The sequence below is a fragment of the Shewanella sp. K8 genome (assembly GCF_028823715.1).
Classification (GTDB): domain Bacteria; phylum Pseudomonadota; class Gammaproteobacteria; order Enterobacterales; family Shewanellaceae; genus Shewanella; species Shewanella algae.
This window is the reverse complement of record NZ_JAPEHY010000044.1, coordinates 1-24358: the sequence shown is the minus strand read 5'-3', so window position 1 is coordinate 24358 and position 24358 is coordinate 1. Positions and strand designations below refer to the sequence as shown.

The following is a 24358-nucleotide window of genomic DNA, read 5'->3' as shown; positions in this document are numbered from 1 at the left end:
GAGACTCATTTGACGGAGCCCGTGGTGAGCGGTCAGCAACAGATACCAGAGCTGAAATTGGGACTGGCCATGTGGTCCCATAACCAGTGGCAGCAAAGCCTTTATGGAAAGGGGACGCCTCAAGCCGAGCGTCTGGCGCGCTACGCCGAGGTTTTCAATACGGTGGAGGGCAACACCAGCTTTTATGCCACCCCGTCAGCAAACAGCGTCAGTAACTGGCGCGATGCCGTGGGTGAGGACTTTCGCTTTACCTTTAAACTGCCACAGGAGATCACTCACAAGTTGCAACTGAGGCACTGTGACGATGAGCTCAAGCAGTTCCTGCAGGTGATGTCGCCACTGTTTGCCAAGACAGGTCTGTGGAAGATTCAGTTGCCCGGCTATTTTGGCCCAGAAGCCCTTGGGTCACTGGACGCCTTTCTTGGCAAACTGCCAACCGAGTTGCCTCTTGGGGTTGAGGTGCGCCACCCGGCCTTCTTTGCCAAAGGGGAAGCCGAGCGTCAACTCAACCGCTTGCTGCTGCAGCGCTCGGTCAACCGCATCATAATGGACACCCGACCGGTATTTGCCGCGCCGCCAAACAGTGCCGCCGTCATCGATGCCCATGAAAAGAAACCCAAAGTACCGGTACATGCCATAGCCACCGGCCGCTATCCCACAGTGCGCTTTATCGGCCACCCTGAGCTTGAGGCCAATCAGGGCTTCTTCAAGCCTTGGCTGGACAAGCTATGCCAATGGCTGGAGGAGGAGCGCCAACCCTATCTGTTCATCCACACCCCGGATAATGCCCAAGCACCTGAGCTGGCCATAAGCCTGCAGCGTCTGCTGAGCGCTCGCTGGCAAGCCAAACACGGCCAACCTCTTCAGGCGTTTCTGCTAGCTGAACAGGCTGACTCCCAAAACCAACAGCTGGGTCTGGCACTGTGACCGGCACAAGCTATTTATCCGCGAGGTCCTTATGCTGAGTTGTCTGGCGATAGAAAATTACCGCTCGTTACGTGAAGTGGTGTTGCCGCTGGAGCGCCTGAACCTGGTGACAGGCAGCAACGGGAGTGGCAAGTCCAATCTCTACAAGGCGTTGAGACTGCTGGCGCAAACGGCTGATGGTGGCGTGGTCAAGGCATTGGCAAAAGAAGGCGGCCTGGAGTCCAGTTTCTGGGCCGGTCCGGAAAAGTTCAGTCGCGATATGTTGGCAGGTACGGCCAACATAGAAGGAACCGTGCGCCACCAGAGCAAACGCCTTAAATTGGGTTTTGCCGCCGATGACTTCAGCTATCTCATCGAACTTGGACTCCCCAAACCTGACTCTACGACGCTATTTGGCCTGGATCCCCAAATCAAACGCGAAGCCATCTGGTGCGGCTCCCTCTATCGGCCTGCCTCTGTGTTGGTTGAGCGCCGCGGTGCCCTGGTGAAAAGACGCGGGGAACATGGCTGGCAACTACTGGACAACCATCTCCATCTCGGCGACAGCATGCTCAGCCAACTGGCCGATCCTGAACGCAGCCCAGAGATCCTCACCCTCAGGGATAGAATTCGAGCCTGGCGTTTCTACGATCATTTCCGCAGCGATCAACAAGCACCGGCCCGTCGAGCGCAGCTGGCGACCCTGACCCCAGTGCTGCACCATGATGGTCGCGATCTGGTATCGGCGATTCAAACTATTTTCGAGATAGGTGATGCCGACGCCTTCCATCATGCGATCAAAGATGCCTTTCCCGGTGCCACTATCAGCATAGTGGCCACGGGGGCCGGCATGCTGCAACTGGCATTTCACCAACAAGGCCTGCTAAGACCCCTGTCGCTGAGTGAATTGTCCGACGGTACTCTAAGGTACTTACTGTTGGTGGCTGCTTTACTGACTCCCAGACCGCCGGAGTTAATGGTGCTTAACGAGCCCGAAACCAGCCTGCATCCCGATCTCTTGCCCGCGCTGGCGCGTTTAATCATCAAGGCCTCTTCTGTGTGTCAGCTCTGGATAGTGTCACACGCCGCAAGATTAATCCATGCGCTGGAAACCCAGGGAGACTGCAACACATTGCAGCTGGATAAACAGCTGGGGGCCACTTGTGTCCAGGGGCAAGATTTGCTCTCGACTCCGCCGTGGCGCTGGCACAATAACTAGCCCGCGATTGCGGGCTAAGGTGAGTGACTCGAATCCTTACTTCCTGGCACCGACCGGGATCATTATGTGGGCATAGGGCGTGCCCTTCCACATCACATAGGGCCCACCTTGAGCCGGGTCAGTCGGCAAACTGTCGAGCATGGCAGGATCCGGCAGCAGAATCATCAGGTGCGGCCCTTCGACTATCCATTGATTATCCGCGGTTTCCATTTCGGCATAAGGGTCGATATTGCTGGCCCCACCATCACCGGCCAGCATGTAGGAAATACCTATCGCTTTGGCTTGAAATGGTTTTTTCTCCATCCAGGCGTGTGCCCATTCCATCCAGGGACCATCCATACACATGGGAGCCGTTCCCTTGAGCTGTGGCGGAGTTGGAAAGCAGGTGTAGCTGCCATCACCTTGTTGCAGCACATTCTTGTTCCAATCAACAACGGTAACACTGGCACGTATGGTGGGCGGAGCGGCATTCAGGGCGTCATCCAACATAATCTGCTGTGCTTCAGTGAGTGCGGCATGGGTGGCACTGGCGAAGGAAGACAGGGTCAAAGTCAAAATTAGAGCTGAAGTTTTCATCAAATCAGCCTCCAGGTTGAACTCGGATACAACAACACCGAGATCTCCAGTATAGTTTCTGCAGAAAAAATCGATTTTGCCCCGTAAATTCAATATATTGGACTAAGATAAAACCAAAATCCCATGAGGAGACAAAATGTTTTCTCTGTCCCAGACCTTATCTATCTTCGCCGCTTTACCGGATCCGGTATTTATTCTGACCCGCAGTGGCCGCTATGCCGCGGTACTGGGAGGTTCCGACAGTCGCTACTATCACGACGGCACAACCTTGATAGGGCAATACATCTCCCAGGTCATCCAGCAGCCCAAGTGCGAATGGTTTCTGAGCCAGATTGCGCAAGCCTTGCTGAGCCGCCGTCTCTGGGTGGTGGAATACAGTCTTGGCGGCAACGACGTCAAGGGACTCACAGAGCAAGGCCCCGCAGAGCCCATCTGGTTTGAAGGTCGGGTACAGGCGCTGGATTTTCAAATAGAGGGTGAAGATGCCGTGGTCTGGGTCGCCAGCAATATTACCCGCCGCCATCAATTGGAGCAGGAGCTCAGGGAAAGATGCGAGCGCGATCCGCTCACTCAGCTCTACAACCGCCGTAAGTTGCTCAAACTGCTGACAGAAAACCTAACCCTGTTTCAGCGTTACCGAACCCCGACCAGCATATTGATCTTCGATCTCGATAATCTCAAGAAACTCAACGACAGCTCTGGCCATCTGATGGGCGACAAGGCGATAGTTACTCTGGGAGAGGTCTGCCTGGCCAGCCTCAGATCTCAGGATATCGCCTCCCGTTACGGCGGCGATGAATTTGTCATTCTTATGCCCCACACTGCTGCCGAGCAGGCATTACCCATAGCCGAGCGCCTACGAAGCGAGTGTGCCCGGCGCCTCAGAGCCTTGGGGATTGCCGCTGAATGCGCCAGTATCAGCGGCGGCCTCAGCGAGTTTCAATGCAGTGATACCAGTATAGATGCCGTGGTTTCCAGGGCCGATGGCGCCCTTTACCAAGCCAAAGCACAGGGCCGCAACCGGATTGTGCTGGCCAAGGGGCCAAAGTGCACTGAATCGCCCTAAAAAACACGGGCAAACAAAAAGCCGGCACTTGGCCGGCTTCTTCATTGCATAGACTCGTCTAATTCGAGCGACTGAACTTAAGCCTGTGGGCGCATGGCCGGGAACAGGATCACATCACGAATAGTGTGAGTGTTGGTAAACAACATCACCAGACGGTCGATACCTATGCCCTGACCGGCTGTCGGTGGCAGGCCGTGCTCCAGCGCCGTGATATAGTCGGCATCATAGAACATGGCTTCGTCGTCACCGGCATCCTTGGCTTCAACCTGAGCCTTGAAGCGGTTGTCCTGATCTTCGGCGTCATTGAGCTCGCTGAAGCCGTTGGCCACTTCACGACCACCGATGAAGAACTCGAAGCGGTCGGTGATAAAGTCGTTGTCATCGTTGCGACGGGCCAGTGGCGAGATGTCCGCTGGGTAGCCGGTGATAAAGGTAGGCTGCATCAGTTTAGGCTCGGCGGTTTCACCGAAGATCTCTTCCAGCAGTTGACCACAGGTCCAGAAAGATTCGATTTCCAGCCCTACGTCTTTGGCCAGCTTACGCATAAACTCAAGATCCTTGACCTCTTCATAGGTCATGGCCTGAATCGTGGCGTTGTCTGGGTTGTAGTGCTGAATCGCTTCCAACATGCTCATGCGGGCGTAAGGGCCGCCGAAATCGATGCTGTGCTCACCGTAAGGCAACTTGGTATCACCCAGCAGATCCTGAGCGATGGAAGACAGCATCTCTTCGGTAAGATCCATCAGATCGCGGTAATCTGCATAAGCCATATAGAATTCCATCATGGTGAATTCAGGGTTATGGCGTGGCGACAGACCTTCGTTACGGAAGTTACGGTTGATTTCGAACACTCGCTCAAAACCACCGACAACCAGACGCTTGAGGTACAGCTCAGGCGCAATACGCAGATACATGTCGATATCCAGCGCATTGTGGTGAGTGATAAATGGACGCGCGGAAGCACCACCCGGGATGACATGCATCATAGGGGTTTCCACTTCCATAAACTCTTTTTTCACCATGAAGTTACGTATGGCTGAAACCACTTTGGAGCGCATAACGAAGGCATCACGGGAATCCTGGTTGACGATTAGGTCAACATAACGCTGACGGTAACGGGTTTCCTGATCGGTCAAACCGTGGAACTTCTCAGGCAGTGGGCGCAGCGCCTTGGTCAGCAGCTGATACTCTTCCATATTAACGTACAGGTCGCCCTTACCGGACAGGTGCAGAGTGCCTTTAACGCCAACTATGTCGCCGATATCCAGGCCCTGATAGCGTTCTTTCAGATCAGCCTGTACTTCTTTGCCGGCATAGGCCTGAATGCGACCGGATACGTCCTGCAAAACCAGGAAGGGGCCGCGTTTGGCCATGATCCGACCGGCAATGGCGGTCTTGAAGCCCAGAGACTCGAGCTCTTCTTTGCTCTTATCGGCGAACTGCGCCTGCAGCTCGGCAGCCTTGTGGCTGCGACGGAAAGTGTTAGGGTGACCATTGGCCGGGCAGCCCTGGCGTACATGTTCCAGCTTGGCGCGACGTTCCGCGATCAGCTTGTTCTCATCCAATACTTGTTCAGTCATTTTCCGCTTCTTCTCTGTTACAGCCCGGACTTCAGGCTGGCTTCAATAAATCTGTCCAGATCACCGTCCAACACGGCCTGGGTATTACGGGTTTCCACCCCGGTGCGCAGATCCTTGATGCGGGAATCATCCAGCACGTAGGAGCGGATCTGACTGCCCCAACCTATGTCCGACTTGGCATCTTCCGCCGCCTGCTTCTCGGCGTTTTGCTTTTGCATCTCCAACTCAAACAGCTTGGCTTTCAGCTGTTTCATAGCCGTGTCTTTGTTCTTGTGCTGTGAACGGTCGTTCTGGCACTGCACCACGGTATTGGTCGGAAGGTGGGTAATACGCACCGCAGATTCGGTTCTGTTAACGTGCTGACCACCGGCACCCGAGGCGCGGTACACGTCGATACGCAGATCGGCTGGATTGATGTCGATCTCGATGGAGTCGTCAATCTCAGGGTAAACAAACACAGAACAGAATGAGGTATGGCGACGGCCACCCGAGTCGAAGGGCGACTTACGTACCAGACGATGCACGCCGGTTTCGGTTCTCAGCCAGCCATAGGCATATTCACCGCTGAACTTGATGGTGGCACTCTTGATACCGGCCACATCGCCGTCTGAGACTTCGATAAGTTCAGGGTTGAAGTCATGTTCTTCACCCCAGCGCAGATACATGCGCAGCACCATGTTGGCCCAGTCCTGAGCTTCGGTACCGCCGGAGCCGGACTGAATGTCCAGATAGCAGTCGGATGCGTCCTGTGGACCCGAGAACATACGGCGGAATTCCAGCTCTTCCAGGCGCTTTTCCAGATCGCCCAGTTCACTGTTGGCATCATTGAAGGTTTCTTCATCTTCCTCTTCAATGGCCAGCTCCAGCAGTCCCTCGACATCTTCGAGGCCCGCATCCATATCGTCTATGGTCTTAACCACAACTTCCAGCGCCGAGCGCTCTTTACCCAGGGCCTGAGCACGCTCTGGCTCATTCCATACTTCGGAGCTTTCCAGCTCGCGGCTTACTTCTTCCAGACGCTCTTTCTTGGCGTCATAGTCAAAGATACCCCCTAAGGAGCATTGTGCGGTCGGCAAGCTCCTTGATTTTGTTTTTTACCGGATTGACTTCAAACATGCGATTTCAACTTTCTTTGGTGTTAAGGACGTATGCAAACGAGGGATTTTAACCCAAGCAGCCGCTGAAACCTATGCCACAGCGGGTAGAAGCTTGATTTTTTTTCGCCGGCGCCGCATTCCGCGTCTGTTCCGATAAAGCATCTGACACACTCTAGCCAATTCCGCGGTGAAAAAACTGTGACAAAAAATCAAATATGCCAACTCAATCAGTAAATAAACCGGACGAGCATGCCGATCAGCAGCTTTCAATGACAGGCTATACTTGCAACCATGGAGCAGAAAAATTGCTGTTATCAGGAAGACGAGGGCTTTTGCTGTGAGGAACCGGCCGGTGAGTCAGGCCTCTGTTACTGGCACGACCCGAGAATCGTCAAAAACCATCCCGAAGACAGGGCCAGGCTCGAAGCCTTCGCCCGCGGCGGCGGCATGCTCAGAGGCATCTGCCTCAAGGGGGCTGAACTGGCCGGTATCGATCTGGTAAAACATCACTCCAAAACCGGCTATGACATGAGTTATGCCGAGCTGTATCGGGCCAACCTTCAAGGCGCCCACATGTTCAATCTGACTCTGGATAACGCCAGCCTGATGAAGGCCGACCTGCGTGACGCCAACCTGCACTGCGCCAAGCTCAACAACTGCAATCTGCTGGGAGCCAAATGGAATGGTTCCCGCATCGAGAATATCTACACTGGCAAGCTATTGCGTCAGGAACGCATGGCACTGCAGGCAGAAAGAGTCGGTGAACGTGAAATCGCCCGCGACTACTTTGAACAGGCCGAAGAGATCTACCGGGATCTGCGCAAGGCGGCCGAGCGTGAAGGCCTGTTTGCCATGGCCGGCCTCTACATTCGCCGCGAGCTCACCATGCGGCGCCATCTGCTACCCAAATGGAGCGGCAGAAGGATGTTATCCAAGTTGATCGATCTCTTCTGCGGTTATGGCGAAGACCCGCTCAGGGTGGTGATTTTCTCGCTGGCTTTGGTGTTTGTCTGTGCCTTCATCTACTGTTTTACCGGCGTCAGTTATGATGGCCGGATCCATCAGTTTGCCCCGGGCCGCGCCATCACAGACTATCTGTCGCTGTTCGGCAACTGCCTGTATTACTCGGTGGTAACCTTCACAACCCTGGGATACGGCGACTTCACCCCTGTGGGTTTTTCCCGCGCCGTGGCCGCCATTGAAGCCTTCACCGGCAGTTTCACCATAGCCCTGTTTGTGGTGGTGTTTGTCAAGAAGATGACCCGCTGAGCCAGATCACACTGGCCAAAATCCATTTTTCAGATGAGTGCACAGAGTCGATAGGCTTTGTGAATTCCCCGGCAAAAGCCTGTTCCAGCTCAATGAAGCGAACCCTGCGATCGATATACTGCATGGTTATCAGCTTAATTAGTCCCTACTTCACCCCCATCAAGGTGAGCAAATAACAAGGCTGCCCATGTTTGAGATCTATATCGACGGCCAGGCCGTCAGCGCCTTTGAGGGCGAGACCCTGTTGCAGGCGGCCCATCGGGCCGGCATCGACATTCCTTGTCTGTGTCACCATACAGACCCCGGTCCGGCTACCACAGAAGGCGCCGATGAACACCTGTGCCAACTGACCCGGCTCGACCAGATAATGGCCGATGGTGACAGACCGCTGCTGGCCTGCTCGACTCCGGCAATTGCCGGAATGCAGCTCAAGAATCATACCCAGGCAGTGCACAGCCATCGGCAGCAGACGCTGAAACGGATATTGAAAGATCACTTCGCCGATTGCGAAGCCCCCTGCCAGCAAGCCTGCCCGGCAGGCGTCGATGTGCAGTCTTATCTGTATCACATAGGTCAGGGCAACCATACAGAAGCGGTGCGGATCCTCAAGCAGACCCTGCCTCTGCCTCTGTCTATCGGTCGGGTCTGCCCGGCATTTTGTGAAAGTGCCTGTCGCCGCGCCCTGATCGATGAGCCACTGGCGATACGTCAGCTCAAGCGCCACGCCGCCGATCTGGACTTGGCCGATACCGAGCCCTATCAGCCGCCCAAGGCCGACCCCAGCGGCAAGAAGGTGGCCATAATCGGCGCCGGGCCAGCCGGGCTCAGCGCCGGTTTCTTCCTCGCCAATCAGGGCCATGACGTGGACATCTTTGAGGCCGCTCCCAAGGCCGGTGGCTGGCTAAGATACGGCATTCCCGAGTATCGCCTGCCCAAGGCAATACTCGATAGAGAGATAGCGCTGCTGGAGCGCAGCGGCATCCGCATTCACACCAACACAGCAATAGGCGAGCAGATACTGCTGCCGAAACTGGCCGAAGAGTATCATGCCCTCTGTCTGGCGATGGGCGCGCAAAAGGCCGTGCCACTCGACTATCCCGGCAGCGACCTGCCCGGCTGCTATCTCGGGGTCGACTACCTTAAAGATCTGGCAATGGACCACCAACTTGTCACGGGTAAGAAAGTGGCCGTTGTCGGCGGCGGCAATACCGCTATCGACTGTGCCCGCAGCGCCAGACGCCTCGGCGCCGAGGTGACGCTGATCTACCGGCGCACCAAAGAGGAGATGCCGGCCGAAGCCTTTGAAATTCATGAAGCTGAGCAGGAAGGGATCCACTTCCTGCTACTGACCAATCCTGTGGCCAACCATGCCGGCAGTGACGGCCGTCTTGTTCGAGTCACGCTGGAAAAAATGTCTTTGGGTGAACCAGATGCCTCCGGCCGCCGCCGACCGCAGCCCAGCGGCGAAACCTTCGACTGCGAGTTTGATACCCTGATCGCCGCCGTATCCCAATCACCGGATCTGGCCTTTCTGCAGCAGCCTGAAAACCGTCTGCTGCAAGGCGCTCCGGCGCTCAGCCGCTGGAATACGATCAACGGCTGCGACATCAGCATGAGCACTGGGCTGGAAAAACTGTTTGTTATCGGAGATGTGCGCCGCGGACCCGCCACTGCGGTGGAAGCGGTCGCCGATGGTCGCCGCGCCGCCGAGGCCATAAACGCCCTGTTCAATCAGGGGCTCAGTTGCCCACTGACGCCGGTGGCGTTCAATGCCAGCAAGGCGATAGGTCTCAAGTCCCAACTGGATTTACCCAAAGATCTTTTCCCTTCACAGGTCAAAAATGCCAGGGTCAAGATGCCGGAGTTACCTGTGGCCGAGCGCCTGAGTAACTTTGCCGAAGTAGAGCTGGGACTGACGCCGCAAATGGCCGAAGCCGAGGCCAAACGCTGCCTCGAATGTGGCTGTCAGGCCAATATGGACTGTCGCCTGCGAGACTACGCCAGTGAATACAAGGTCAGCAGCCAGGGCTTGCTAGAGCAGGATGCCGGTGGCGAATCGGCGCTGCAGGCCAGACACTTTGCCCAGGATTTGAGCACACCCTTTATCCGTTTCGACGCCAATCGCTGCATCAGCTGCGGTGCCTGCGTTGACATCTGCCACCGCCGCAGTGGCCACAAGGCCATCAGCTTTGAGGCCAACCAATTCTCGGCGCTGCCGGGAGGCAATAGCGAACGCCGGGCCCCCAGAGCCGGTTTCAGCGTATCCATGGCCGACAGCGATTGCGTTCAGTGCGGCAACTGCCTGCAGGTGTGCCCGACCGGCGCCTTGGTCGATGCCCGCCACAAGACCCAAGGACAAGCCCCCGACACCAAGGTGACCAGCACCATCTGCACCTATTGCGGCGTCGGTTGTCGCATCCGCTTCAAGGTAGACACCACCCAGAATCGTATCCTTGCGGCCGAGGGCGATGTGCGCTCACCTGTGAACCAGGGCATGCTCTGCGTCAAGGGCCGCTTCGGCTTTGACTTTATCAACAGTGAAGAGCGCCTTACCCAGCCGCTGGTTCGCCGTAACGGCAAATTGGAACCCTGTAGCTGGCAAACGGCCATCAGCTATATTGCCGCCCACTGGCAAGAACAATTGGAACAGTTTGGTCCGAGTTCATTCGGCGCACTGGCATCCGCCAAGGCCACCAATGAAGAGAACTTCCTGCTGCAAAAGCTGTTCAGGGCCGTTATTGGCAGCAACAGTGTGGATCACTGCGCCCGTCTGTGCCACGCCTCCACAGTGACCGGGCTCTACGATGCTCTCGGCAGCGGTGCCATGACCAATGATATTCCCGGCATAGAGGATTCAGATCTCATCTTTATCCTGGGCTCGGATACCGACTGCGCCCACCCCATCATTGCCTCGAGGATCAAGTCGGTCGTCAGCCGCGGCAAGGCAAGACTCCTGGTCGCCGATCCCAAGCGGGTCAGCATAGCCGACAGCGCCGAGCTGTTTGTGCGTCATCGCCCCGGCACAGATGTGATGCTGCTCAACGCCATCATGCAGCAGATACTGCTTAACGATTGGCATGACAAGGCCTATATCCGCAGCCGCACCACAGGCTTTGAGGCCTTGCGCGAAGAGCTGTTGCGGCCGGACTACAGCCTGGAGCAGGCCGCCAGGGTGACAGGCGTCAGCAGCAGCGAAATAGCGGCCATGGCCGAAATGCTGGGCACCGCCAAAAAGACCGCCCTCTACTACGCCATGGGGATCACCCAGCACACCACAGGCCATGACAATGTCACCGCCATTGCCAACTTGCAGCTATTGCTGGGTAACCTCGGGCTCGACGGCGCCGGGATCAACCCTTTGCGCGGCCAGAGCAATGTCCAGGGTGCCTGTGACATGGGCGCCCTGCCCAACTATTTCAGTGGCTATCAACGTCTGGATGATGATGCTGCGCGGCTGAAACTGGCGCGGGCCTGGGGCACTGACAAGCTGAGCCCTGAGACAGGCATTCCGGCCTCTCATATGATGCAGGCGATTTTGGATGGCCGGCTGCAGAGCCTGTTTGTGATGGGCGAAAACCCGGTACTGAGCGACCCCGACCAGGCACATGTGCTCAAGGCGCTGAAAAAGCTGCCATTTTTGGTAGTGCAGGATATCTTCCTCACCGAAACTGCCGACATGGCCGATGTGGTATTGCCGGCAGCGGCCTTTGCCGAAAAGCGCGGCCACTTCACCAATACCGAGCGCCGGGTTCAACGACTGGAAGTCGCCTTGCAATCGCCAGGTAGTGCCCGTCCGGACTGGCAGATACTGCAGCTGCTGGCCAATGCCATGGGCGCCGACTGGCACTATAGCGATGAACAGGCAATTTGGCAGGAAGTCACGGCCCTGACCCCCAGTTATGCCGGGATCAGTTGGCACAGAACCACGGATAATCCGGCCGGGTTGCAGTGGCCTTGCCCAGATGAGCAACATCCGGGTACCCGGGTATTGCACCGCAACAGCTTTACCCATGGCAAAGGGCGACTGCAGCCGGTCAATTATCGTTTACCGGCTGAGCTGCCGGACGATGACTATCCCTTGATGCTGTCGACCGGACGCCTGCTGGAGCAGTTCCACACCGGCACTATGACTCGTAAAACCGCCGGGCTGGACGAACTCGGCTCCCCCAGAGTGATGATCTCTGTTGAGGATGCCGAGCGTTTGGGCGTCGGCAAGGGTGACTGGCTCAAACTGGAAAGCCGCCGCGGTGAAATCTTTATTCAGGCCTTTGTCAGCCGCCGGGCTCAGCCTGGGGTGCTGTTCCTGCCATTCCATTTCGTTGAGGCGGCGGCCAATAAGCTGACCATCAATGCGCTGGATCCCGTGGCCCATATTCCTGAGTTCAAGGTGTGTGCCGTCAAGGCAGAGCGCGTCGAGGCGCCTTTGGCTTCCGAAACCTAAACTGAGTTCCATAAAAAACGGCGCCTGATTGGCGCCGTTTTATTTTTCTTTAGTTGCTCATTCCTGCAACTGAGCTCTCAAGCAAGATTAGACTCTGAACTGATTGACCAACTTGCCGAGGTTATCACCACTGTGGGACACAGTCTGACTGACCCTGGCCGCATCTTCGCTGGAATGCAGCAGCTCGGCGACTATCTCCTGAATGGCGTAGATATTCCTGTTAATCTCCTCAGTCACCGAACTCTGCTCTGTGGCGGCGGTGGCGATTTGGGTACTCATATCATTGATGGAGGTGACAGAGCTGGTCACAGCTCCCAGGCTTTCGGAGATAAGCTTGGACGACTCGACACTGCGGTGGCAACTCTGCTGACTCTCTTCCATGGCACTCACCGCCTGACTCACCAGACGATGCAGCTCACTGAGCATCTCGTTGATCTCCAACGTACTGGCCTGGGTACGACTCGCCAGACTGCGCACTTCATCGGCCACCACGGCAAAACCTCGGCCCTGCTCACCGGCGCGAGCCGCTTCAATGGCAGCATTCAATGCCAGCAGGTTGGTCTGCTCGGCGATGCCGCCGATGACAGACAAGACGCTGTTGATCCGCTGTGATTGCTCGCTGAGCGACTGAATATGGTTGGCGGCGCTGTTGATTTCCGCCATCAGGGTGGAGATCTCAGTCAGCGAGGTATCGACGCACTCCTGGGCCTTGGCCACTTCGTCGGTAGCCACATGAGTCGCCTCCGCTACCTGGGTAGTGTTCATCGCCACTTCTTGAGCGGTAGAAGACATCTCGGTAATGGCGGTCACCACCTGATCGGTTTCATTGTTGTGGTTCACCAACTGGGATGCTATCGCCTGGGTCTGGGAATGGATGGAACCGGCGGCATCCTGCACTTCATGGGTGGCCGTGGTGACATCGCGGATGATGTGCTGCAGTTTTTCGACAAAGCGATTGAACGCCAGCCCCAACTGGGCAATCTCATCTTCACCGCGCACCTGCAGGCGCTTGGTCAGGTCCCCTTCCCCCTGAGCGATATCGTTGAGGTTATCCAACATATTGCGGATAGGTATTATCATCCGCTGAGCAGTAAAGAGAATGGCAAACACAGTAACCAGAGTCAGCACCAGCGACATCAACAGCACCCCTATGGTCTTGGCCTGCATCTCCTCGGTGGCGGTTTGTCGATAAGCGGCAACGGCCGCCTCTATGTCATCCACATAAACACCTGTGCCTACCAGCCAGTCTTTCCCGGGGACCCGGATGGCATAGGCTATCTTTTCCACCAGGCCAGTCACTCCGGGCTTGGCATGGAAGTAGTTGATAAAGCCTTTACCAGTTCTGGCGGCATCGATAAGACCGCGCACAATTTGTGTGCCATTGGGGTCTGTCATGCCGCTTTGATCTGTGCCTTCCTGCTCAGGCTTAACCGCATGAAATACACTGATCCCGTTGAAATCATAAATGAAGAAGTATCCGGCACTGCCAAACCTCTGTTGCCGCAACGCCGCGTTGACATCACCTCTGTCTCCCAGACCGAGTTGATAGTTGATGTTTTCCAAAGCCAGCCCTGTCGCATCCTTGAGTTGCTGTTTTCGTTCATCGACCAACTTTTGTTTGAATAAAGCGATCGAATTTTCCAGTGATTGATGTTCGGCACGATAGGAATACCCCATCACCAATATCAAAGTCAGAATTAAAGGTAGTAAAGCCAGCAGCAAGAATTTGCTTCTCAAGCTCAGAGCAGACAAGGACATAACTTCCCCCCAGTAGCTGTCAGACACTCTTTACTGAGTATAGTCCCGCGCCCCAACATGCAATATCAATATGATTACAAATAAAACAATTAACAAACAAATGATTCAAAATGTTACACAAATTACTTTTTTACCTTACGACCAACCGAAAGGTTCCACGATTGGCGGGGAATGGTTGCTGGGAAACATCATAAGCGGTACGGCATCTTGTGCTGGACGGTCGAGATAAAGAAACAGCGCCAAATGGCGCTGTTTCTGTCTTCTTCATATTGAATGATTAAACCCGGAACTGATTGACCAGTTGCCCCAGATTATCACCACTGTGAGACACGGTTTGACTGACTCTGGCCGCTTCTTCGCTGGAGTGCAACAGCTCGGCGACTATCTCCTGAATGGCGTAGATATTACGGTTGATCTCTTCGGTCACCGAACTCTGCTCTGTGGCGGCGGTGGCGATTTGGGTACTCATATCATTGATGGAGGTGACAGAGCTGGTGACGGCTCCCAGACTCTCGGAAATCAGCCTGGAAGATTCGACACTGCGATGGCAGCTTTGCTGGCTCTCTTCCATGGCACTCACCGCCTGGCTCACCAGACGATGCAGCTCGCTGAGCATCTCGTTGATCTCCAAAGTGCTGGCCTGAGTGCGGCTCGCCAGGCTGCGCACTTCATCGGCCACCACGGCAAAACCTCGGCCCTGCTCACCGGCACGAGCCGCCTCAATGGCCGCATTGAGTGCCAACAGGTTGGTCTGCTCGGCAATGCCGCCGATGACAGACAGCACGCTGTTAATCTTCTGCGACTGTTCGTTGAGCGACTGAATATGGTCGGCGGCGCTATTGATTTCCGCCATCAGAGTGGAGATCTCGGTCAACGAAGTATCGACGCACTCCTGAGCCTTGGCCACTTCATCGCTCGCCACATGGGTCGCCTCCGCCACCTGGGTGGTGTTCATCGCCACTTCCTGGGCAGTGGAAGACATCTCTGTGATCGCAGTCACCACCTGATCGGTTTCATTGTTGTGGTTGGCCAACTGCGCCGCTATCGCCTGAGTCTGGGCATGAATAGAACCAGAGGCATCCTGCACCTCGTGGGTAGCGGTAGTCACGTCACGGATGATGTGTTGCAACTTGTCGACAAAGCGGTTGAATGCCTGCCCCAGCTGGGCAATCTCATCTTCACCGTGCACCTGCAAACGCTTGGTTAAATCCCCTTCCCCCTGAGCGATATCGTTGAGGTTATCCAGCATGTTGCGGATAGGAGTCACAGTGCGCTGAGCAGCAAACAATATGAGCGTTGCGGTGATCAGAGTGATGACTATGACTATCATCAACGTCAGCCACAGCTTACCTTCCATGTCTTCCAATGCGGTCTGTCGATATTCGGCCACTGAGGCTTCGATATCATCCACATAGGCGCCGGTGCCTATGATCCAGTCGGTGCCTGGAACCATGGCGGCATAACCTATCTTTTCCACCAGCTCGTTGGTGCCGGGCTTTTGGTAGTAATAGGTGAGAATACCGTCACCACTGCGGGCTGCATTCAGCAAGCCTACTATGATCTTGGTTCCCTTGGGATCTGTCATCCCTATCTGATCTGTACCTTCAAGCTTGGGCAACAGGGCATGAAACAGGTTTTTACCTTTGCCATCATAGACAAAGAAATAACCTGCGCTGCCAAAGCGAACATCCCGCAAGGCCGCCTTATAGTCTCCGCCCTGACTGCGCTGAAAGCTGACAATCTCTTTGGCGACTTCGGTCACATGCACCAACTCCTGACGACGCTCGTTGAGCAGCTTTTCTCTGAAATTGGTAATTTCGCTTTCAAGCGCATCCGACTCTACTGTCCAGGACGCCAGCATCAAGACAATGGAAACAGTCAACAATGGCAACAGGGCAAGCAGCAGTAACTTATTTCGTAAACTCAGACTGGACACTTAGGTTTCCCCCGGGAATGGAATATCTGCAAATTATAGTAACTTTGTTCACTTTAAGTTCGTATAAAAAATGCCTGAGATCAAAGTTTAACCATTTGTTTTACATGAAGAGAGTGGAAATAGCACCCATTGCTGCAAATCCGAGCACCAAAAACACCAGGGGCAAACGCCACAGCTTGAGCAACATAAAGCCCGCCAGCACCATGGCCATATCAACCGGGCGGGTCACAGCACTGGTAAATACCGGTTGATAGAGGGCACTCGCCAACAAACCAACGACAGTGGCATTAATCCCCATCACCATGGCAGCCATTTTCGGGCGTTCGGCGATTCCCTGCCAGCCTCGGATCACCGCCAGCAGCAACAGAAAACCGGGCAGAAAGATGCCCAGCGTTGCCACCGAGGCGCCAACTAGGGCATCTTGCGGCCACAGTTCGGCGCCCAGATAGGCGGCCAGACTGAACATGGGGCCGGGAACGGCTTGCGCCAGGGCGTAGCCGGTGAGGAATCTGTCATGATCTATGCTGTTTGCCAGTTGGCTCTCCAGCAAGGGCAGCACCACATGGCCGCCGCCGAATACCATGGCGCCGGTCTGATAAAACTGTTTGAAGAGTTCAGCCAGAGGGTGAGCAAGCAAGGGGCCGGTGAGCAGCAGTAAAAATAGAAATATCAGTAAAGCACTCCAGTTGAGCTGCATACTTCCAGACTTGGCCGGTGCTGGTGCCTCACGATTGAGCCCATAAAGACCGACAATGGCACCGGCAAGCAACAGCAGCAATTGGGTCAAATTCCCCGGCCACAAAAGCAGAATCACAGTACTCAGCAAGGCCAACATCCGGGTGATATGGCTGCGGCAAAACTGTTTGAACATACCCCAGGCAGCATCGGCGACCACCACCACAGCCAATAACTTGAGTCCGGCGATAACCCCCTGAAATAAATCACTGGAGAGGTATTGATAGCTGCTGACCGCCAGCAGAAACATCAGTAGAAACGAAGGCAAGGTAAAGCCGATAAAGGCCAGCATTGCCCCGGGCAAGGCGCCGCGGCGGTAACCTATGGCAAAGCCGACCTGGCTGGATCCCGGGCCGGGCAGAAACTGACTCAACGCCACCAAAGAGGCGTAATCTTTGTCATCAAGCCAGCCCAAGTCTTCGACAAAAGTCTTGCGAAAGTAACCTATGTGCGCCGCCGGGCCGCCAAAACTCACCAACCCCAAGGAAAAAAAACGTACAAAAATCTGCCACATCTGTGTTCACTCTACCCTTGTTCAGTTCGGCTCCATTGTATGACATAAGTGTGACACTTATCTTATTATCAACAGCTTTTAGTCTGTGGGAGCACAATAAGAAAAACCTATGAACAGACGACTGAAAGTCCATCTTCGCCTGTCAAACAGCCGCTATTGAGGCAAGAACAGCCGCCAAAGTCCGTCGCTTCCCAAGAGTGAATTCCGAGACGGAAAAGAGAGTCAAGTTGACGGGAAATCATCTCACTACAACCCAGATCTGCACCCACTAACCGGCAAGTGTAATCGCTCGAAATCAGCCACGGTTTCCAGGCTGCTTTCTCTATGCCAGGTTCCACCCTCTCAATGAAACATAATTCAAACATTTAATATTTATTCAAAATGATTACTAGCCAATGCAGTTAAAAAAGCCTCAACCATAGTTTAGCCATAAACACAAACCCACTAAAAATAACATAAAGAAACCATAACCCACCATATAGCAAAGCAGTACCACTTTTGACACCTGTCAATTTTAATGCATAGATATTCACACAAGCATCAAATACAATCACCGCAAAAGAACCAAAAACATAATACTTATGTAGCATTTTGTAACTTGGTTAAATTTTTACAGACTTTTAACAAGTGTTTGTTTAGATTCACTGAGAGTTCGCAGGAAGTAAGAAGTAAGCTATGAAGCTATGGTGGTACGCGATATTGATGCTTGGCCTTCAGTTGCCCCTGACTGCGGCAGCTGAAGAAAATGCGACGGAAACTGTCCCTGTGGATGAGTTCAGACTTGCCCTCGCCCTGGGATATGGCCGCCTGGATAATCCCAGAGTGCATGCCAAGCCGATAGAAACCTTCCTGCTGCCATCCTGGAGCTATTACTCAGAACGCTTCTATCTGGAAAACTTTACTCTGGGCTACAGCCTCTATGAGTCGGACAACTGGTTATTCGATCTGCAAACCAAGCTCAATGAAGATGGATTCTTTTTCGAGTTTGATGGCCTCAACAAATTGTTTTTGAGCGACATCATAGGCTTCTCCCCCTACAAGGGGCAGGTCATACGCCCCAACGGTAACAGCGAACCTATCCTTGACGAAATCCAGCGTCACATCTCCTATCTGGGCGGAGTTTCCGTCACTTGGGTCACGCCTTACACGGATATCAATCTGGGCTTGTTTCAGGACATTTCCGGGGTACATGACGGCAATGAGCTGCAGCTCAGATTGAAAAAGAGCCTGCTCTACTCCTGGGGAGCCCTTGGGCTTGAGCTAGGCGCGATTCGCAAGAATGAATCCCTGGTGCGTTACTACTATCAGCTTACGCCGGAAGAAAGCGGACCGCTGAGACTGAGTTACACACCCTCGGCCAGTATCAATTATCACGCCCGCCTGCTGGTTAATCTGCCACTATGGCAGGATATCAACCTGGTGATGGTAACCGAATACACCTGGCTTGACTCGGGGATCACCAACAGTCCCATGATAGACAAGGATGGCTATCTCTCAGGTTTCATCGGTTTGAGTTATCGGTTTTGAGGGCTCTATGAATCGATGGCTACTGTGGTTACTCATGCTGATAAGTCCCTGGGCAAGCGCCTTGGGAGAAGAGCTTTGGCTGGCACCGGATACCTGCGCCATGACCAATCAGGAATCGGAATGCAAGCTGCAACTGCAACTCGAGTTTCACAGCCAACAGCCTCGCTCTCTGTGCCTTTGGCTGGCCAACAGCGCAGCGCCTTTAACCTGTTTTCATCAACGCCGTGACTTCAGTTACAAGCTGCAACTAAGCCTGGTCAGGGATACGCTTATTGAGCTCAGGGATCAGCAAAACCGCACAGTTGCCAGCCGCTTGCTCAGAGTGGCTATCTACGAGCCCGTCAGTCGCAGACGGCGGGGCCTGAGTTGGGATCTGCTATGAAAGAAAAAATACTCCTGATTGAGGATGATCTGCCGCTGGCGGGACTTATTTGCACTTATCTGGCCAATGAAGGCTTCGAGCTGGTTCATCTGGACAATGCCGAAGCCGCGCTTGCCCGTCAGGACAGTGACAGTTTCAGCCTGATCCTCTGCGATGTGATGCTGCCCGGTGAAGATGGCTTTGGTATCTATCCCCGTTTGGCGGCCTGTTATCCCTGCCCGCTTATCTTCCTCACCGCCCGCGACAGTGAAGGCGATCAGATCCTGGGGTTGGAGCTGGGCGCCTGTGATTACCTGCTCAAGCCCGTGGTTCCCCCCTTGCTGCTGGCACGAATACGTACTCAACTTCGTAACAGGCAACAGCTGCCCGGACGCAAAACCTTGTGTCTGCACGATCTGCAGCTTGATCCCAATCAGCAGCAGGTGTTTCTGGCGGGCTCGGCATTGGCCTTTACCACCAAGGAGTTTGAACTCCTGTGGGTGTTTGTGATCAACGCCGGGCGGGTATTGTCACGGGAGTATCTGTTCGAGCAGTTTATCGGCCGCGCCTATGACGGCCTGGACAGAGCCATAGATCTCAAGGTCAGCAGGCTGCGCAAACGCCTGGATGAGCTGGAGATAAACGGCCTGCAGATCACTACAGTGCACGGCAAGGGCTATCTGTTCAACTACCAGCCCAATCAAGCCATGATCAGGATTCAGGCATGAAGTTTCAGTTTTACCGACTGTTTGGGTTTCTGCTGCTGTCCTGCTCCCTGCTGCTGTGGAGCTTTGGCCAACTGACAGATCAATATCGCAGCGAAGAGGCCAGCTATTTGATCTCGGTGGACGACTTATTGCAAACCCGGGGACAGGGCGCGCATCTCTCAACTCTTGCCGCCGGCAGTCTGGCACTGCCCACTAGCCTGAGACAGCTACTCAATGAGGGGCAGACCTTGGCGCTGCGTCACTCCAGCGGCGAGCTCTATTACTACAAGCAAGGCTCAGGCAGTGAGCTACTCAGATTTGGCCCGGTAACAGAGAAGCAAGACAGGGAGGATGTCACCAGTTTGATCTTGCTCGGTTTCTATTCCAGCCTGGCCCTGGTCGCCATCTTGCTTATCTGGCCTGTGTTTCGCGATCTCCATACCCTGCAACAGAGCGCCATTCGCTTTGGCCGTCAGCCTTCGCTGCAACCGCTAACCATACGTAAAAGCTCGGCTATCTTTCCGCTGGCTCAGGCGCTTTATAGCATGAGCCACCAGATAGTGAGTTTTGTCCAGATGCATAAAGAGTTATCCCATACCATCTCCCACGAAGTACGCACTCCGCTCGCGCGAATGCGCTTTGCCCTTGAGCTGAGCAAGCAGCAGATGGAGCCTCAATACGCAGCGCGCCTGGCCCAGGACATAGATGAGATAGAACAGTTGGCGGCCAACTATCTCTCTTTTGCCCGCCTGGAACATAAACAGGGAGAACTATGCCATTCGCCTCAATCCATCGCCGACTTTATTCAGGCGCTTGAGCAGAAATACAGCCTCTATAGCCGTGACTTCCAGATAGGATTTCACTCTGTGCCGGGCCAGGCACAATTCGATAAGACGGCAATGAATGTGGCCTGCCAGAACCTGATCCAAAATGCCATGCGTTTCGCCGAAAAAGAGATACAGGTGAGTTTCGAGCAAAGCAAAAGCCATAACTGCCTCAGAGTCGAGGATGATGGCCCGGGCTTTGAAGATAAAGGCAAAAAACTACTGGCGGCCTTTGCCAGAGATGCCAAACAGAGTGATGGCAGCGGCTTTGGCCTGGGGCTTTATATAGTGCGCAAGATTGCCATCTGGCACGGCGGCCGGCTGGAGCTGAGCCACTCGCAATCGCTGGGCGGCGCCGCCATCAGCCTGTGTTGGCCAAGAGCATAGAAGCCACTGTCTTAGCCGCGACTCAGCAGCACCAATACCTCATAGTGATCCGTGTGCGGAAACATATCGAACAGCTGCACCTTGCGCACACGATAACCACTGATAGCCGCCAGATCTTTGGCCAAAGATTCAGGGTTACAGCTGGAATAAAGCAGATGCGGCGGCGCAAAGGTCGAAATGGCCTGGCAAAGCTCGGTGCCTATGCCACGTCTCGGCGGATTGACTATCATAAGATCCGGCACTTGTCCCGAGGACTGCGCCGCGGCAAAACTGCCCGAATCCAGCGCCTTGAAGTTCACCCGCTCAAGCCCCAGCTTTTCGGCGGATAACTTGGCGCAGGCGATGGCTTCAGCCTCGATTTCGATCCCTGTAAGCTCTGTGTCTTTATTGGCACAGTGCAGCCCAAAACCGCCGACACCACAGAAGAGATCCCAAATAGACTCAGGCTTCAGCTCACTGACCCAGTCTTTGGCACTCTGATAAAGGGCCGCCGCCACTTGTGGGTTGGTTTGAAAGAAGCTCTTGGGGCGGATATAGAGAGGCACGCCATTGAAGGACTCCTCCAGACGCTGCGCCTCGGTGAGAAAAATCTCCTGCTCACCTTCGAGCCTGGCCATATGAACCGGCTGCAGATTCACAGATACCAGCTTGATGGCAGGAAACTCGGCCAGCAGCTTTGGCAGTTCACGCTCAATCCGTTCGATGGATTGCCTGGAGCGCAACACAAACCTGAGCATAAAGTCGCCGCTGATTTCGGCGCGGGTCAACAACACAAACTTGAGTTCGCCCTTGGCCTTATCGACCCGATAGGGTGGGATCCCGGCCTGACGTACAAACAGCTCAAGCCGATGCAGGAGGGCCTGCATATCGGCAGGATAGAGAGGACAATCGCACAGGCTCACGGCCTCACCACTCGGGGAAACTATCCCCAGAATGGGTTGATGGGCGGCCCCGAGTGCCACCATCTTGGCCTTGTTGCGAAAACCCTGGGACGGCCCGCTGACAGGGGCCAAGAGTTCAAAGGGGGTAAAGGGGCTGAGCAACTGCGCCAACTGCTCACTCTTGGCGGCCAGTTGTTGCGCCATTGGCGTTTCTATGTGAGTACAGGAGCGGCACTTGCCCTGCGCAAAAAAATCACATTTCACTCTGATATATCCCAAGTTTCCAATTTAGCCCGGCGGCAAAAGCGGCACACTTTAGCCTGTTTCACCCTAAAAATCATCCCAGCATCAGCTTGTCGACATCCGCTTTGGGACTGCGTTTGCCAAGCACCTTGCTTATCTCTGCCGTCACCGCCTTGGCAGTGGCACGAAAGGTGGTTAACTTGCCGCCGTAGAGCGTCAGCAACCTGGGATGGGAATAGCGCTGGTACAACTGTACCTCCCGCGGCCGCCCAAAAGCATCGCCATCGCCCTTGGGCAGCACCCGCATGCCACTGAAATGCGCCAATACCTTGGCTTCAAGCGCCTCTGTAGTGACAGCACCCGTAAAACTGCCAGAGCCTCCAAAATAGTGCCGATAGATCCCCAGCAGATAAGCTATCTCCTCTCGGGTGATCTGCGGAACCGGTCCCTGGCAGAGGGTTTCCGTGGTGCCTATCAGCGTCTTGCCGTACCAAGGCATCACGAATACCACCCGCTCATCGAAGCAGGACTCCAGATAGAGCACTCCGGGCGGCGCAGGAATATCCAGAAGCAAATGACTCCCCTGCACCCAGTCTATTGCCGTCTGGGCTATGGGCGGTGTCACCCGCGCCAGCAGTTCGTTGACAAAGGCGCCGGCGGCGTTGACCAGAAAGCGGCAGTGCAGCATTTTGTCGCCATCCGCATCCCGGTAACTCAGCTTACATCCCTGAGGCTCATGCTCTATCGTCAAACACTCGGCGCCCTCGCGGATATCGGCACCGAGCAGCCTGGCGCTGTCGGCCACCGCCTTGGTCAGCAAGGCATCATCCGTCTGGGCATCCCAGTATTGGAACATATGGGTCATTCCTGCCAGCTTGAGCCCGGGAAAGCTCCCCCAATCCCTGGCCGGCAGACTACGAAAACGGCCCAGGCGGTCAAACTCGCTCAGCAAGCCGTAGAGGCTGAGGCCGGCCCTGAGGGTCAAGGCGCCGCGGCGGCTGTCACGATAAACCGGGATAAAGAAAGGGACGGCCTTGACCAGGGTTGGCGCCAGACGCAATAACTCGCGCCGGGCCCGCAGCGATTCGCGCACCAGATCCAGTTGCCCGGATTCGAGATAACGTAAGCCGCCATGGATCAGTTTGCTGGACTGGGAGGAGGTGCCTGCCGCCAGAGTGGACTTTTCCAATAGCACCACGGAATAACCGGCTGCCGCCGCGCACTGTGCCACCGCCACCCCGGATATGCCGCCACCTATGATTGCCAGATCGACCTGTTCCATCAGCCTCTTTCCGTTAACGTTCCAATTGCAGCCACAGTGTGTCACACAAGCTTTTCAGTTGTTGCAGCTCCGCCTGCGGCATGGCGCTGCGACACAGCATCTGCTCGGGCACATCGGCGGCGCGCGCTTGCAAAGCCAGCCCGGCATCAGTGAGCGTCAATACCCGCACCCGCTCGTCCTGTTCACTGCGGCCTCTTAACAGCAAGCCTTTAGTTTCCAGGCGTTTGAGCAAGGGGGTCAAGGTGCCTGAGTCCAGATGCAAACGCTCACCCAGCGCCTTGACACTGATGCCCTTGTGTTGCCAAAGCACCAGCATGGCCAGATATTGCGGGTAGGTAAGATCCAGGGCATCCAGCACAGGCCGGTAGGCCCGCACCATAGCATTGGCGGCGCTGTATAGCGAAAAGCAAACCTGGTTTTCCAGGCACAGGGGCTCGTTTGACATATGCAAACCCTAAACACAATTTAATTGCGCACAATATACTTGCTTTTGTAACAAATATCGATCTATCATTGCCAGCAATTAGATTGTGCGCAACTTAAATTAAGGAAACTACTATGCTCTATCACACTCAAGCCACAGCCAAAGCCGGCCGCAACGGCGAAGTAGCCACTCATGACGGTGCCCTGTCATTGACCCTAAGCTATCCCAAGGAGATGGGCGGGACAGGAGCCGGGGCCAATCCGGAACAGTTGTTTGCCGCCGGTTACGCCGCCTGTTTCTCCAACGCCATTTTACATGTGGCGCGCCTGGGTAAAATCAAGCTTGCCAGCGCGCCTGTCACCGCCGATGTCGGCTTGGTCAGTCAAGATGGTGGGTTTGCGCTGCAGGTATCTCTGGCTGTCACTCTGCCGCTCGCGCAGGCCGAGGCCGAAGCCTTGGTACTCAAGGCCCACAGTGTTTGCCCCTACTCCAATGCTACCCGCAACAACCTTGATGTGGGGCTCACTGTGAATGATATTAAGATCAACTGAAGCTCTGATATTATTTAGAGCTAAGGAAGGTGCGAACAAGTCCCATGTGTGCTCTGCGTCGGCTTACAGGCCTG

Annotated in this window: 19 protein-coding genes; 10 read left to right on the top strand and 9 right to left on the bottom strand. The window is 55.0% G+C overall.

Translation table 11 applies throughout. The annotated features are described in order from the left end of the window. Positions 1-69 precede the first annotated feature (69 nt). Positions 70-927: a DUF72 domain-containing protein gene (locus ON072_RS18885; protein ID WP_096141191.1), complete on the top strand. Its 858-nt coding sequence runs from the start codon at positions 70-72 to the stop codon at positions 925-927. A 31-nt stretch (positions 928-958) separates the two neighbouring features. After that, entirely contained in the window at positions 959-2125 is a 1167-nt protein-coding gene (locus ON072_RS18880) for an AAA family ATPase (RefSeq protein WP_096140965.1), read from the top strand. A 36-nt stretch (positions 2126-2161) separates the two neighbouring features. Here the strand turns inward: ON072_RS18880 and ON072_RS18875 are convergent, their stop codons facing one another. Then, positions 2162-2701: a hypothetical protein gene (locus tag ON072_RS18875; protein ID WP_096140966.1), complete on the bottom strand. Its 540-nt coding sequence runs from the start codon at positions 2699-2701 to the stop codon at positions 2162-2164. Positions 2702-2837: 136 nt separating this feature from the next. Between ON072_RS18875 and ON072_RS18870 the strand changes: the two genes are divergently transcribed. Further along, entirely contained in the window at positions 2838-3767 is a 930-nt protein-coding gene (locus ON072_RS18870) for a GGDEF domain-containing protein (RefSeq protein WP_208194498.1), read from the top strand. A 77-nt stretch (positions 3768-3844) separates the two neighbouring features. Here the strand turns inward: ON072_RS18870 and lysS are convergent, their stop codons facing one another. Both lysS and prfB read right to left on the bottom strand, forming a co-directional pair. Beyond that, positions 3845-5347, bottom strand: a complete 1503-nt coding sequence (gene lysS / locus ON072_RS18865) for a lysine--tRNA ligase (RefSeq protein WP_028779438.1) — start codon at positions 5345-5347, stop codon at positions 3845-3847. Between the two features lie 17 nt (positions 5348-5364). Continuing rightward, positions 5365-6463 (bottom strand): peptide chain release factor 2 gene (prfB, locus tag ON072_RS18860; protein ID WP_162173410.1). Its coding sequence is split into 2 segments (ribosomal slippage): positions 5365-6387 and positions 6389-6463, totalling 1098 coding nucleotides; the frame shifts between segments, so codons are not numbered across the junction. Between the two features lie 272 nt (positions 6464-6735). On the opposite strand from prfB, the gene ON072_RS18855 reads away from it, so the two are divergent. Together ON072_RS18855 and fdhF are read left to right on the top strand one after the other, a co-directional pair. Further along, positions 6736-7713 carry an ion channel gene (locus ON072_RS18855; protein ID WP_261753029.1) on the top strand — a complete coding sequence of 326 codons (978 nt, stop codon included), beginning with the start codon at positions 6736-6738 and terminating at the stop codon, positions 7711-7713. A gap of 187 nt (positions 7714-7900) precedes the next feature. After that, positions 7901-12154: a formate dehydrogenase subunit alpha gene (gene fdhF, locus ON072_RS18850; protein ID WP_261753028.1), complete on the top strand. Its 4254-nt coding sequence runs from the start codon at positions 7901-7903 to the stop codon at positions 12152-12154. Between the two features lie 87 nt (positions 12155-12241). Here the strand turns inward: fdhF and ON072_RS18845 are convergent, their stop codons facing one another. The 3 genes from ON072_RS18845 to chrA all read right to left on the bottom strand — a co-directional run bounded on the left by ON072_RS18845 (position 12242) and on the right by chrA (position 17097). Continuing rightward, positions 12242-13906 (bottom strand): methyl-accepting chemotaxis protein, encoded by a 1665-nt coding sequence (locus tag ON072_RS18845; protein ID WP_025888698.1) that lies wholly within the window; start codon positions 13904-13906, stop codon positions 12242-12244. 283 nt (positions 13907-14189) lie between these two features. Beyond that, on the bottom strand, positions 14190-15848 hold the full coding sequence (locus ON072_RS18840) for a methyl-accepting chemotaxis protein (RefSeq protein WP_025008952.1): 1659 nt from the start codon (positions 15846-15848) through the stop codon (positions 14190-14192). Between the two features lie 100 nt (positions 15849-15948). After that, positions 15949-17097, bottom strand: a complete 1149-nt coding sequence (gene chrA / locus ON072_RS18835; protein WP_261753027.1) for a chromate efflux transporter — start codon at positions 17095-17097, stop codon at positions 15949-15951. A gap of 675 nt (positions 17098-17772) precedes the next feature. Here chrA and ON072_RS18830 point away from each other — a divergent pair. From ON072_RS18830 to ON072_RS18815, 4 genes are read left to right on the top strand one after another with little or no spacing between them, the layout of a single operon-like run. Further along, positions 17773-18624: a MipA/OmpV family protein gene (locus tag ON072_RS18830; protein ID WP_261753026.1), complete on the top strand. Its 852-nt coding sequence runs from the start codon at positions 17773-17775 to the stop codon at positions 18622-18624. 7 nt (positions 18625-18631) lie between these two features. Beyond that, positions 18632-19006, top strand: coding sequence for a DUF3019 domain-containing protein (locus tag ON072_RS18825; RefSeq protein WP_037436155.1), 375 nt, complete (start codon positions 18632-18634; stop codon positions 19004-19006). After that, entirely contained in the window at positions 19003-19713 is a 711-nt protein-coding gene (locus tag ON072_RS18820) for a response regulator transcription factor (RefSeq protein WP_144215867.1), read from the top strand. Before ON072_RS18825 ends, ON072_RS18820 begins: the two co-directional genes overlap by 4 nt. Continuing rightward, the gene (locus ON072_RS18815) at positions 19710-20903 is read left to right on the top strand and encodes an ATP-binding protein (protein WP_261753025.1); all 1194 of its coding nucleotides are present in this window, start codon (positions 19710-19712) and stop codon (positions 20901-20903) included. Before ON072_RS18820 ends, ON072_RS18815 begins: the two co-directional genes overlap by 4 nt. Before the next feature lie 11 nt (positions 20904-20914). Here ON072_RS18815 and rlmC read toward each other — a convergent pair whose 3' ends face one another. The 3 genes from rlmC to ON072_RS18800 all read right to left on the bottom strand — a co-directional run bounded on the left by rlmC (position 20915) and on the right by ON072_RS18800 (position 23754). Next, the gene (gene rlmC / locus ON072_RS18810; RefSeq protein ID WP_261753024.1) at positions 20915-22048 is read right to left on the bottom strand and encodes a 23S rRNA (uracil(747)-C(5))-methyltransferase RlmC; all 1134 of its coding nucleotides are present in this window, start codon (positions 22046-22048) and stop codon (positions 20915-20917) included. 73 nt (positions 22049-22121) lie between these two features. Further along, positions 22122-23309, bottom strand: a complete 1188-nt coding sequence (locus tag ON072_RS18805) for an FAD-dependent oxidoreductase (RefSeq protein ID WP_208140848.1) — start codon at positions 23307-23309, stop codon at positions 22122-22124. A 13-nt stretch (positions 23310-23322) separates the two neighbouring features. Beyond that, positions 23323-23754, bottom strand: coding sequence for a MarR family winged helix-turn-helix transcriptional regulator (locus ON072_RS18800; protein WP_025888690.1), 432 nt, complete (start codon positions 23752-23754; stop codon positions 23323-23325). 113 nt (positions 23755-23867) lie between these two features. Between ON072_RS18800 and ON072_RS18795 the strand changes: the two genes are divergently transcribed. Then, on the top strand, positions 23868-24284 hold the full coding sequence (locus ON072_RS18795; protein ID WP_025008945.1) for an organic hydroperoxide resistance protein: 417 nt from the start codon (positions 23868-23870) through the stop codon (positions 24282-24284). Positions 24285-24358 lie beyond the last annotated feature (74 nt).